Here is an 11,966-nt window from a genome sequence, read left to right on the forward strand (position 1 = left end):
GCCCCTCACCGGCCCGGACCCTCCGGCAGGAGAAAGGAGACCAGGCGATGGTGGTTCTGGACCCGGACGCACAGGCTCTCGTCGAGGCCGCGAAGGCCGCAGGGGCGAAGACCTTCCGGGAGATCGGCATCGAGGGCGTCCGGTCGCGCATGGAATCCCTTCCTCCGGCACGCACGCCGGAGATGGCGGAAGTGGCGGACCTGGTGTTCGACGGGCCGCACGGCACCGTGCCGGTGCGGCTCTACCGCCCGCACCCCGGCGGCGGCCCGGCGATCGTGTACCTGCACGGCGGAGGCATGATCATGGGCACTCTCGACTCCTTCGACGGCCTGGCCCGCAATCTGGCCGCCTCCTGCGCGGCGGTCGTGCTGAGCGTCGAGTACCGATTGGCGCCCGAACATCGATACCCGGTGGCGAGCGATGAGGCGTACGCCGCGGTCGCCTGGGCCCACGCCCACGCGGCCGCGCTGGGCATCGACCCGGGGCGGATCGCCGTCGCCGGCGACAGTGCCGGTGGGGCGCTGGCGGCGGGCGCCGCCCTGCGCTCCCGCGATGAGAACGGCCCACCGATCGCCGTCCAGATGCTCTTCTACCCGGGGCTCGAACGCGCCGTGGACCGTCCGTCCATGATCGAGTTCGCCGACGGCCCCGTCCTGACCCGCCCGGACGTGATCTGGATGAAGGAGCAGTACCTGGGCCCCGACGAGGCGGCCGATACCGAGTACGGGGTGCCCGCGCTGGCCCGCGACCTGTCGAATCTGCCGGACGCCATCGTCGTCACGGCGGAGGTCGACCCGCTCCGCGACGCGGCCGAGGAGTACGGGCGGCGGCTGCGGGAGGCCGCCGTCCCGACCGCGCTGCTGCGCTACCCCGGGGTGTGCCACGGCTTCCTGTCGCAGGCCGCCCGCCTCCGCCGGGCCCGCGTCGCCTTCACCGAGATCGGAGCGCTCGCCCGCGCCAAATTCGAGGAGCTGACATGACCGGCCAGGACGTCGGAGGCGGCGTGGCACGCCGCGCCGCGAGGAAGCGCTTCGCCGGTGGCACGGCCGTCGTCACCGGGGGCGCCGCCGGGATCGGCGAGGGTTTCGTTCGCCATCTCGCCGGCCTGGGGATGAACGTCGTGATCGCCGATCTCGACACCGCCGGCGCCGAACGGCTGGCCGGCGAACTCGGCGGCGGGCCCGGCGCGGTCGTCGCCGCGCACGCCGACGTCACGGATGCGGACGCCGTGTCGATGCTCGCCCAGCAGGTCTTCGCCCGGTTCGGCTCGGTCGAACTGCTGGTCAACAACGCCGGTCTGGAGACCGCGGGACCACTATGGGAGATCCCGGACGCCCGTTGGCGGCAGCTGATGTCGGTCAACGTCGACGGGGTCTTCCACTCGGTGCGCGCCTTCCTGCCCCGGATGATCGAGCTGGGGCGGCCCGCGGTCGTCGCCAACATGTCCTCGGTCGGCGGAGTGTCGTCGGCGCCGCTGCAGGCGCCGTACATCGTCAGCAAGCACGCGGTGCTGGCGCTCACCGAGTGCCTCCATCAGGAGGTGGCACTGGCGGGAGCCCCCATCCGGATCTCCGCGATTCTGCCGTACTCGGTGCGGAGCAGCATCTTCACGAGCGCCCAGGCGTCCGCGCCGACCGGCCATCCCGTGGCGGCCCGGCTCTTCGACGCGATGCAGGCGGCCAACGCCGCCGCCGGGATGGATCCGGTGGAAGCGGCGGCCCACATGACCGACGCCCTCGCAGCGGGGGACTTCTGGGTCTTCTCCGACGACGGCGCGGGTATCGCCTCGCTGCGGGCCCGCGCCGACCAGCTGGCGCACCGGGCACCGCCGCCGGACCCGCACATGCTGCTGGCAGAGATCGAGGCTTCGGCCGTTCCCCGTGCGGCGGGCGAGCCCTGACCACGCGCGGACGGGTTGTCCCCACACCCGCGCAGGTCCGGCATTCCAACAGGCAGGAGACAGCCATGTTCAATCTCGAAGGCAAGGTCGCGCTGGTCACGGGCGCCGGCCAGAACGTCGGCGAGGGGATCGCCCGCACCCTGGCACGGCAGGGAGCCACAGTGGCGGTCAACGACTACCACCCGGACCGCGCCCGGCGGGTCGCCGAGGGCATCGCCGCGGACGGAGGAAGCGCGTTCTCGGTCCCCTTCGACGTCACCGACCTCGAGGCCGTGACCGCGGGCTTCACCGAGGTCGCCGACCGTGCGGGAGCGGTCGACATCCTGGTCAACAACGCCGGAACGGGCGGTCCGGACCGGACGATGGAGATGCACCAGTTCCGCGAGATGCCGGTCGCCTACTGGTCGCAGATCATCGATGTCAACCTGTATGGCGTCCTCAACTGCTGCAAGGCCGCACTCGACCCGATGGTGGAGAAGGGATGGGGCCGGATCGTCACCATCTCGTCGGGCGCCGGAACGGTCGGCCTGGACATCGGCGTGTCCACCTACGCGGCGGCCAAGGCGGGAGCGATCGGGTTCATGCGCCATATCGCCAAGGAGAACGCCCGGTCCGGTATCACCGCCAACACCGTGGCGCTCGGCCTCGTCCTCCGCAACGTCAAGGACCCCGAACTGGTCAGGAAGCTCGCCGACCCCATCCCGGTCGGGCGGCTCGGTACGCCCGAAGACGCCGCTCACCTCGTCGCCTACCTGGCCTCCGAGGAGGCGTCCTGGATGACCGGGCAGACCATCGGCCTCAACGGCGGCACGACCACGTCCTGATCTCACCGCGTGTGCCCCGGCCGTTAACCCGGCCGGGGCACACGCGTGTCGGTCGGCCAGATGGGACGGCGGTCCGCGGACGACGTCCTGCCTGCCCCATCGTCCATTCCTCAGGGGTGTTCCGGGGATGGCCTCCCGCTGATTGGGAGGGTACGGGGCGGTGGGGCCGCGGCCGCGCCTACGTTCCGAATAAGCCACCCGAGGAACTGAGGGACATGACCACGGAGACGACCCACGAGCCGCTGACGTACGAGAACACGCTGCGAGAACTCGCCACTGACCAGGGAGTACTGCGCTATCACGAGGCAGGAGAGGGCCCTCCCCTGCTGCTCTTGCACGGCTCCGGTCCAGGCGTCACCGGCTGGCGGAACTTCCGCGGGAACCTGCCGCTGTTCGCCGCGCGTTTCCGCTGCCTGATCCTGGAGTTCCCCGGTTTCGGCGTCAGCGACCCCACCGACCAGCACCCCATGATGGCGGCCTCGGGCGCGGTGGCCCGTTTCCTGGACGGCCTCGGCCTGGACCGGGTCGACGTGATCGGCAACTCGATGGGCGGCATCGTGGGCGCCCAGGCGGCTCTGGCCGATCCGGACCGGGTGCGGCGGCTCGTCACGATCGGCGGGATCGGCCGCAACATCTTCAGCCCTGCTCCCGGCGAGGGCATCAGGCTGTTGACGGAGTTCACCGAGCACCCCACTCGCGAGCGCCTGGTCCAGTGGCTGCACTCGATGGTGTACGACCCGTCGCTGGTCACCGAGGACCTCATCGAGGAGCGCTGGCGGCAGGCCACGAACCCCGCCACGCTGGCCAGTGCGCGGCGCATGTACGGCAAGGCGGCCTTCGCCGCCGCCGCGTCGGCGGCCGCCGCGAGCGACGCGCCGCCCTACTGGGCGATGCTGCACAAGCTGAAGGCCAGGACGCTGATCACCTGGGGCCGGGACGACCGGGTCAGCCCGGTCGACATGGCTCTACTGCCCATGCGGACCATTCCCAACGTCGAAGTACACATTTTCCCCGACTGCGGGCACTGGGTGATGATCGAGCAGAAGCACGCCTGGGAGAGCGCCGTCCTGGCCTTCCTCACCCGTGCGGACGACGCCTAGCCGCGGCCGGCTCGACGCCCCTTCCCGCCCCGGCCTTATCGGCTTCCGGCCGTCCCACGGCCGACATGAGAGAGCAATGGAGAAACAGGCGATGACCAACCGCGTGCTCGACACGATCATGGAACGGGCGGAGGAGATCCGCGAACTCGGGCCCGTCAACGAGCGCCTCGGCAAGCTCGACGACAAGGCGGCCAAGGTGCTGCGCGACTCCGGCGTGATCAGGATGCTGCAGCCCAAGGCGCACGGGGGTCTGGAAGTACACCCGCGGGAGTTCGCCGAGGCCGTCATGGGGATCGCGGCGCTGGACGGGTCCACCGGCTGGGTCGCCGGGATCGTCGGCCTGCACCCATGGGAGATGGCGATGGCCGACCCGAAGGTCCAGGAGGAGATCTGGGGCGACGACCCCGACACGTGGATCGCGTCGCCGTACGCGCCCATGGGCGTGGCGCGTCCCGTGGACGGCGGTTACGTCTTCAGCGGCCGCTGGCAGTTCTCCTCCGGCACCGACCACTGCGACTGGATCTTTCTCGGTGGCATCCTGGGCGACAAGGACGGCAAGCCCGTCGAGCCGTTCCAGGGTCTGCACCTGATCCTGCCGCGCTCGGACTACGAGATCGTGGAGGGCTCCTGGGAGGTCGCCGGTCTGAAGGGCACCGGCAGCAAGGACATCATCGTCCGGGACGCCTTCGTCCCCGACTACCGCGTCATGAGATTCGCCAAGGTCATCGACGGCTCCGCGCCGCGCGAGGCCGGGCTGACCAACCCCACCTACCTGGTGCCGTTCTCCTGCGCGTTCCCCCTCGGCATCACCTCCGCCGTGATCGGCATGGCCGAGGGCGTCCTCGCGCACCACATGGCCTACCAGCGCGACCGGGTGCAGATCGTCGGCACCAAGGTCAAGGACGACCCGTACGTCCTGTACGCGATGAGCGAAGCCGCCGAGGAGATCGCCGCGTCCCGCACCCGGATCCTGGACTTCGCCTCCCGCATGTACGACAAGGCCGCCGCGGGCGAGGAGATCTCGTTCGGCGAGCGGGCCGCCGGGCGCCGGCTCCAGGTCCGGTCGGCGTGGCGGGCGGCCCGCGCGGCGAACGAGTTGGTGATCCGTTCCGGCGGCAACGCCATGCGCGTCGACAACCCGATCCAGCGGTTCTGGCGCGACGTCCATGTCGGCCTCGCGCACGCCATCCACGTCCCCGGCGCCGTCTACCACGTATCCGCGCTGACCGACCTGGACATCGAGCCGCCCGAGGGTCCGATGCGCTCGATGATCTGACACGCGTTTCCCACTGACCGGGATGTCGCCGCCGGCGACCGGCGGGGACCATTGCTCAACAGGAGGCACAGTGACGCACATTCGAGGGCTCGGGTATCTGCGTGTCCAGGCCCGGGACCTGGAGCGCTGGCGTGAACTCGCCATCGACGGGCTCGGCTTCGCCGAGGGGTCCGGTCCGGTCTCCGGCGGCCTGTACCTGCGCATGGACGAGCGCCGGTACCGTCTCGCGGTCCTGCCGGGCGACGTCGACCGGGTGCTGGCCGTGGGGTGGGAGGTGCGCGACCAGTTCGCGCTGGCCGCCGTCCGGGAGGCCGTGGAGAAGGCCGGGGTGGAGGTCTCCGCGCTCTCGCACGCGGAGGCCACCGGACGCGATGTCGAGGCCGCGATCGCCTTCACCGATCCGGGCGGCACCCCCGTCGAGGTGTTCTTCGGCCCCGTGCTCGACCACAGCCCGCTGCGGCTGGGCCTGGACCAGAGGTTCATCACCGGAGCCGAAGGCATGGGCCACGTGGTCCTGCCCGTTCCCGCCGCGGAGGAGGTAGTGGCCTGGTACGCCCAGGTGCTTGGCTTCCTTCCGCGCGGTGCGATGAAGGTCGCCGACACTCCGGCCGGCCCGGTCCGCGTCCGGTTCATGGGGGTCAACCGGCGCCACCACAGCCTTGCCGTCGCCCCCGCCCCGCATGACGGCGATCCCGGGCTGGTGCACCTGATGGTGGAGGTCGACACCTTGGACGCGGTAGGCCGGGCGCTGGACAACGTCAATCGGCTGGGCTTCTCGATCTCCTCAACGCTCGGGCGCCACACCAACGACAAGATGGTGTCGTTCTACGTGCGCGCCCCCGGCGGCTGGGACATCGAGTACGGCACCGAGGGGATGCTCGTCGACGAGACCCACTACACCGCCGAGGAGATCACCGCCGACAGCTACTGGGGCCACGACTGGTCGGGCTCCGAGCCGCTGGCCGCGTTCACGCCGCCTGGTAAGTGACGCCGCCCGGGCCGTGAACCCCGCAGGCCGGTGAATTAGAGGCAGCGCCTCCGGTTCACCGGCCTGCGGAATGTCCGGGGCAGGTCAACCGGCCAGGAGGTGGCGTACGGCGCGGTACCCGAACACCATTCCGGAACCGAGGGGGACGCCGGGCCCGGGGTACACATGCCCGGCGACGGACGCGGCCGAGTTGCCCGCCGCGTACAGGCCCGGGATCGGGTCGCCGGACTCGTCCAGCACCCGGGCGTCCGCGTCGATGCGCGCCCCGCCCTTGGTGCCGAGGTCGCCGAGGACGATCTGGACGGCGTGGAACGGCCCGCGGTCGATGGGAACCAGGCAGGGGTTCGGTCCGTCGCCCGCCGCGAAGAAGCGGTCGAACGGGTCCTCCCCCCGCTGGAAGTCCGCGTCCGTCCCGTCGGCGGCGAAGCCGTTGAACCGTTCGACCGTGCGCTGCAGCGCCCCAGCGGGAACGTCGATCAGATCGGCGAGTCCCGCGACGGTGCCGGCGGTGCGCCACAGGCCGGCCTCGCGGAACGCGGCGGGATCCGGACGCGGCTCGCACAGCGCCGGCACGTTGTCGAACCTGTCGTCGAACACGAACCAGACCGGCAGGTGGGACACCCCGGTGGCGTGACCGCGGCGGATCTCGTGGCCCATCCGGTCGTAGGGCAGGGACTCGTTGGCGAACCGCTGTCCCGCGGCGTTGACGAAGATCCCGCCGCGCAGGCCGAGCGTGAACTCGGCGCGCCCGTTCGGGAAGAGCGTCGCCGGGCACCACCACGCCTCATCCATCAGGTCGACCGACGCGCCGGCGGCACGGAGCGCGGCCAGTGCATCGCCGGTGTTCGTTCCGACGGCGGTCGATGTCCAGCCACCGCCCGGCAGCCCGTGGTGCCGGATGCGCAGCTCGTGATCGCGCTCGAAACCGCCCGCGGCGAGCACGACGCCCCGGCCGGCACGCAGCCGCACCGCGCCCTCCGGGCCGTCGGCGACGACGCCGGTCACCCGCCCGTCTTCGACGATCAGGGACCGCATCCGCGTGCCGGTGCGGAGGTCGGCGTTACCGGTCTTGTCCAGCGCGAGCAGGAACCGGCCGATGAGCGCCTGGCCGCCGGTGAGCGTCTCGCGGTCCTGCTCGATGCCGTGCTGGTCGAGCGCGATGGTGGGGCGGAGCCGGGCGAGCCCGTCGCCGAGTTCGGCGGCGGAGAGGGGCACGGGGAAGATGTCCCGTCCGTTTTCGATGCGGCCGGGAGCCTCGAAGTAGTCGGGGAAGGGCATGTACTGGAACTGGAGGGCGGGATCGCGTTCGAGGAACTCGACCAGCTCGGGGCCGGTGGCCAGGTACGCCCGCTGCAGTTCCACGGGGGTGCGGTCCCCGACCAGGGCCGTGAAGTACTCCGTCCCGAGCTCGACGCTGTCGGGCACGCCCGCGCGCTGCTGCGCCTGGTTGCCCGGGAGCCAGATGCCCGACCCGGAGTACGCGCTGGTGCCGCCGAAATACTCCGTCTTCTCCAACACGATGGTGCGCAGCCCGTTGGCCGCGGCGGTGTAGGCGGCGGCGAGGGCCGCGCCGCCGGAGCCGACGACGATGACGTCCGTGCTCTCGGCCGGATGCTCCTGCGTTGAGGTCACTGGGTCCTTCTCATTTCCGGTTCAGTCGTTCGAGTTCGTCGGGGGTGAGGGTGAGGTCGGCGGCGGCCAGCGAGTCCAGCGCGGACTCCGGTCGGCTCGCCCCGGGGATCGGGATGATCGCCGCAGACCTGTGCAGCTGCCAGGCCAGCGCGACTCGCTGCGGGCTGACGCCACGGGCCTTCGCCACGGCGTCGAAGGCGGCGAACTCCGATCCGAGATCCTTGGCGCCGCGCATCCCGCCGAGCGGTCCCCAGGAGAGGAACGCCAGGCCGAGCCGTTCGCACAGGTCGATCACGGGTTCGGCGGCTCTGGCCCGCGGCGAGTACTCGTTCTCCACCGCGACCAGAACGTCGCCGAGGATCTCGTGGGCGATATGGACCTGCTCGACGCTCGCGTTCGAGACGCCGACGCGCTCCACGAGACCTTTGTCGTGCAGTTCCTTGAGGCCGCCCATGCTCTCCTCGTACGGGGTCCGCGGATCAGGGCGGTGGTGCAGGTAAAGCGGCAGCACATCCAAGCCGAGCCGGCGCAGGGACGCCTCGCAGGCACGGCGCAGCCACTCGGGACGGCCGTCGACCCACCACGTGTCGGTGTCGAAGTACCGGACATGGCCGCCCTTGGTGGCGACGACGACATGGTCCGTGGAGCCGGGATACAGCCGGAGCGCCTTGGCGAGCGCGAGTTCGTTGACGCCGTAATCGCCGCCTGCCGGACCGTACACGTCGGCGGTGTCGAGCAGGGTGACACCCGCGTCCAGGGCCGCATGCACCGTACGGATGCCGCGCTCCTCGTCGTAGCCCGGCACCTGGGTCAGGGTCATCGCTCCCAGGCCGATCGCCGAGACGCGCAGATCCCCGAGCCGCCGGCGGGCGACGTCCGTCATTTGCCGACCACGGTCCACCCGCCGTCGACCGGCATCCGGACGCCCGTCGAGAAGGTGGCGTCGAGCAGCATGAACTCGATCGCCGCGGCCATCTCGTCGGGGGTGCACAGCCTGCCGAGCGGCATCCGCGCCTCGGTGGCCGACAGGTCATAGCCCTCCTTGTCGACCATCTCCTGCACCATCGGCGTGAGGGTGTGCCCCGGGGCGACCGCGTTGACGCGGATCCCGTGCGGAGCCCACTCGATCGCGAGGTTCTGCGTGAGCTGCTCGATCGCGGCCTTGGCGACGCCGTAGTCCGCCTGGTCGCGCCACCCGCCGTAGGCGGTCGTCGAGGAGATGGTCACGATCGACCCGCCGCCGAGCCCTGCCGCCAGCATTCCCGCGACGAGCGAACGCGCGGTGACGAGCGTTCCGACCAGGTGGACGTCGAGCACCCTCCGGTAGACGTCGAGATCCAACTCCAGCGCGGGTTTGAACTCGCCGCGGATGCCGTGGCAGGTCACGAGGCGGGTGGGGGTCCCGGCCGCGCGCGCCGCCTCGGCCAGTGCCTCCCGCACCCTCGCCTCGTCGGTCACGTCGATCCGGTATGCCTGCGGCACGCCGTCCGGTGGCGGCTGCATGTCCAGGACGGTCACCGCGAGCCCCCGCTTCATCAGCCGGCGTACGACCGCCAGTCCGATGCCGCTGCTACCGCCGGTGACGACCGCGTGTTCACTCGGCACGTGTCCTTCGGGCATGGGTTCATCTCCCTCATCGATGTGCGGGCTCCGGGTCGGAGCAGGTCGCCGCTCGGTTGTCAGCGGGTCTTCGGGGGTCGCCCGCCGATCGCGGCGGTGACCGTGTCCGCCGCACGGACCAGCCGGTCCCGCCATCCGGCGATCCGCTCGACGCTCGCCCGAGGCGGCATCTGGAACAGGGCGAGCACCTGCACGACATCACCGTGCGGGCCGTAGACGGGTGCGCCCAGCAGGCGGACGTCGTGCAGGCCGGCGGGATCGAGGTCGTCGGGCTCGTAGTGCTCCTTGAGACGTTCGAGCAGGGCACCGACCCGGCGCTCCAGCCCGGGGGTGCGCTGTGCGGTGGAGAACCCGTCGATCTCGTCCCAGACCTCGTCGTGCTCAGGGGCGCGTAGGGCGATCGACCAGCCGCGGGACGACGCACGCTGCAACGCCCGCCGGTAGTGGTTCCGGTCCTCCCCGGTCAGGGGGAGGTTGCGCCGCGCGAGCCAGGCGTCGATCGCCCCGTCCTCGCGTCCGGCGACGAACAGGGCGCCGTAGGGCGGTGCGAACGGCATCCGGCGGCCGATGTGCCCGTGCACCGTGCTCTTCTGCGAACCGGCGGAGCCGGCGACGATGACGATCTCGTCGGCGACGACGCACTGCGCGTAGCACTCGAGCCCGAGGTCGGCCGATACCGCCTCCATGTGCTCGCGCGCGATGTCCGCGACCCGGATGTGGCCCAGCAGGTCGCTCTCGTAGGGGGCGACGAGCGCGCCGGGTGAGAACCCGCCGTACCCGCCTTGGAAGAACAGCAGCGGTGACCTCGGTTCGAGCACTCCGAGGTCCCGCACCCTGCCGAGGACCATCAGATGGTCGCCGGCCTCGTGGACGGCCTCGAATTCGCAGTCGATCCAGGCGACGGCCTCTTCGAGCAGAGGCGCGCCGGACGGGCCGGGACGCCACGGGATGCCGGCGAACTTGTCGCCGCTCTTCGCGGCGAACTGCCGGCAGACGTGCTCCTGGTCGGCGGCGAGCACGTTGACGCAGAAGGACGAGGCGGTGCGCAGCCGCGCGAACGTGCTCGACGTCCTGCTCGGCAGGAACGAGACCAGCGGCGGATCGAGCGACACTGAGGAGAACGAGCCGACCACCATTCCGGTGGGCTCGCCGGTGTCGCAGATGCCGGTGACGACGACCACGCCCGTCGGGTAGTGGCCGAGGACGTCCCGGAACCGCCGTCCGTCGAACGGCGCGGACGGGCCGCTCATCGGGCATCCTTCAACGTGGGGCCGTCCCCGGGTGCGGGGGCCGGCGCAGGGGCGCCGAGGTGCTCGCGGAGAGTGGTCCCCGTGTAGTCCTTGCGGAAGAGCCCGCGGTCCTGCAGGCGCGGGACGACCTCCTCCACGAAGTCCTCCAGCCCGCGGGGAAGGTCGGCGGGAAGGATGTTGAAGCCGTCGGCCGCCCCCTCGGTGAACCAGGCGGTCATCTCGTCCGCCACCTGGTCGGGAGTCCCGACGAAGGAGCGGTGGCCGATGCTGAGGCCGATCCGCTGCGCCACCTGGCGCAGGGTCAGCCCCTCCTCCTTCGCCATGTCCATGAACAGCCGGGGACGCGAGACACCGGCGTGCGCGGGCAGCAGACCGCTGACGTCGGGAAACGGCTCGTCCAGGTCGTAACCGGTGAAGTCGATCCCGCCGAACATCTGCTGCATGAAGGCGAGGGTCGCGTCGATCTGGACGAAGCCGCCGAGTTCCCGTGCCAGCTCCCGGGCCTCCTGGACGGTCCTGCCGATGATCGGGGTGAGCCCCGGCATGACGGCGACCGCGTGCGGGTCGCGGCCCTTGGCGCTCACCAGTTCCCGCATCCGGTCGACGAAGGCCGTGGCGGCCTTGATGTCGAACTGCGTGGTGAACACCATGTCCGCGTACGCGGCCGCCAGGTTCATGCCGGTCGGTGAGGACCCCGCCTGCACCAGCGCCGGGCGGCCCTGCGGGGACCGGGGCATCGTCAGAGGGCCGCGCACGGTGAAGTGATCGCCCTCGTGGTCGAGCCGCCGGATCCGGTCGAGGTCGGCGTACACACCCGCCTCCCGGTCGAGCACGATCGCATCGTCCCGCCAGCCGTCCCAGAGCCGGGTGACCACGTCGACGAACTCGTCGGCGCGCTCGTAGCGGGCCTCGTGCTCGGGCAGGTCCGCGGAGCCGTAGTTGCCCGCAGCCGCGGCGATCGCGGTGGTGACGATGTTCCAGCCGACCCGGCCGCCGCTCAAATGGTCGATGGTCGCGAACTGGCGGGCCACGGTGAAGGGATGGCTGTAGGTCGTCGAGGCGGTGCCCACCAGGCCGATGCGCGAGGTCACCGCCGACAGCGCGGCCACCAGGCTGACGGCGTCCGGCCACTCGGTGGCGTCGGAGCCGATCGACGGGCTCAGGTTCAGCGCCTCGGCGATGAACACCGCGTCGAACTTGCCCTGCTCGGCGACCTGGGCGACGCGCGTCCAGTGCTCCAGAGTGTGGATCTTCTCGGGTCGGGTCCGGGGGGACCGCCACACCGAGTGCGCCGTTCCCAGTCCTCGGGCGAAGACCGCGAGGTGCATCTGACGCCCGGTATCGTTCATGGTTGCTCCCTGTGTAGACGTTCGCGC

At 71.2% G+C, this 11,966-nt stretch carries 11 protein-coding genes; 6 read left to right on the plus strand and 5 right to left on the minus strand.

Annotated elements, in window-relative coordinates; all coding sequences use genetic code 11:
- Window positions 1–47 precede the first annotated feature (47 nt).
- The 6 genes from FKD65_RS06200 (at window position 48) to FKD65_RS06225 (ending at window position 6,088) form a co-directional block, all read left to right on the plus strand.
- Window positions 48–980, plus strand: coding sequence for an alpha/beta hydrolase (locus FKD65_RS06200; protein WP_141576569.1), 933 nt, complete (start codon window positions 48–50; stop codon window positions 978–980).
- Entirely contained in the window at window positions 977–1,900 is a 924-nt protein-coding gene (locus FKD65_RS06205) for an SDR family NAD(P)-dependent oxidoreductase (RefSeq protein WP_141576570.1), read from the plus strand. Before FKD65_RS06200 ends, FKD65_RS06205 begins: the two co-directional genes overlap by 4 nt.
- Window positions 1,901–1,965: 65 nt before the next feature.
- The gene (locus FKD65_RS06210; protein WP_141576571.1) at window positions 1,966–2,724 is read left to right on the plus strand and encodes an SDR family NAD(P)-dependent oxidoreductase; all 759 of its coding nucleotides are present in this window, start codon (window positions 1,966–1,968) and stop codon (window positions 2,722–2,724) included.
- A gap of 215 nt (window positions 2,725–2,939) precedes the next feature.
- A complete protein-coding gene (locus FKD65_RS06215; RefSeq protein ID WP_141576572.1) occupies window positions 2,940–3,824 on the plus strand; it encodes an alpha/beta fold hydrolase in 885 nt (294 codons plus the stop codon).
- A gap of 91 nt (window positions 3,825–3,915) precedes the next feature.
- Window positions 3,916–5,100: an acyl-CoA dehydrogenase family protein gene (locus FKD65_RS06220; protein ID WP_141576573.1), complete on the plus strand. Its 1,185-nt coding sequence runs from the start codon at window positions 3,916–3,918 to the stop codon at window positions 5,098–5,100.
- Window positions 5,101–5,170: 70 nt separating this feature from the next.
- Complete coding sequence (locus tag FKD65_RS06225; RefSeq protein ID WP_141576574.1) at window positions 5,171–6,088, plus strand: VOC family protein; 918 nt, start codon at window positions 5,171–5,173, stop codon at window positions 6,086–6,088.
- Window positions 6,089–6,172: 84 nt separating this feature from the next.
- Here FKD65_RS06225 and FKD65_RS06230 read toward each other — a convergent pair whose 3' ends face one another.
- The 5 genes from FKD65_RS06230 to FKD65_RS06250 are packed head-to-tail and all read right to left on the minus strand — an operon-like array spanning window position 6,173 to window position 11,939.
- Complete coding sequence (locus FKD65_RS06230; protein ID WP_141576575.1) at window positions 6,173–7,720, minus strand: FAD-dependent oxidoreductase; 1,548 nt, start codon at window positions 7,718–7,720, stop codon at window positions 6,173–6,175.
- A gap of 10 nt (window positions 7,721–7,730) precedes the next feature.
- Window positions 7,731–8,603 carry an aldo/keto reductase gene (locus FKD65_RS06235; RefSeq protein ID WP_141576576.1) on the minus strand — a complete coding sequence of 291 codons (873 nt, stop codon included), beginning with the start codon at window positions 8,601–8,603 and terminating at the stop codon, window positions 7,731–7,733.
- Entirely contained in the window at window positions 8,600–9,340 is a 741-nt protein-coding gene (locus FKD65_RS06240; RefSeq protein WP_205718563.1) for an SDR family NAD(P)-dependent oxidoreductase, read from the minus strand. Before FKD65_RS06240 ends, FKD65_RS06235 begins: the two co-directional genes overlap by 4 nt.
- Window positions 9,341–9,399: 59 nt before the next feature.
- Window positions 9,400–10,590: a flavin reductase gene (locus FKD65_RS44775; protein WP_141576577.1), complete on the minus strand. Its 1,191-nt coding sequence runs from the start codon at window positions 10,588–10,590 to the stop codon at window positions 9,400–9,402.
- Window positions 10,587–11,939: an LLM class flavin-dependent oxidoreductase gene (locus tag FKD65_RS06250; protein WP_141576578.1), complete on the minus strand. Its 1,353-nt coding sequence runs from the start codon at window positions 11,937–11,939 to the stop codon at window positions 10,587–10,589. Before FKD65_RS06250 ends, FKD65_RS44775 begins: the two co-directional genes overlap by 4 nt.
- Window positions 11,940–11,966 lie beyond the last annotated feature (27 nt).

It is taken from the genome of Actinomadura sp. WMMA1423 (assembly GCF_006547145.1).
Lineage (GTDB): Bacteria > Actinomycetota > Actinomycetes > Streptosporangiales > Streptosporangiaceae > Spirillospora.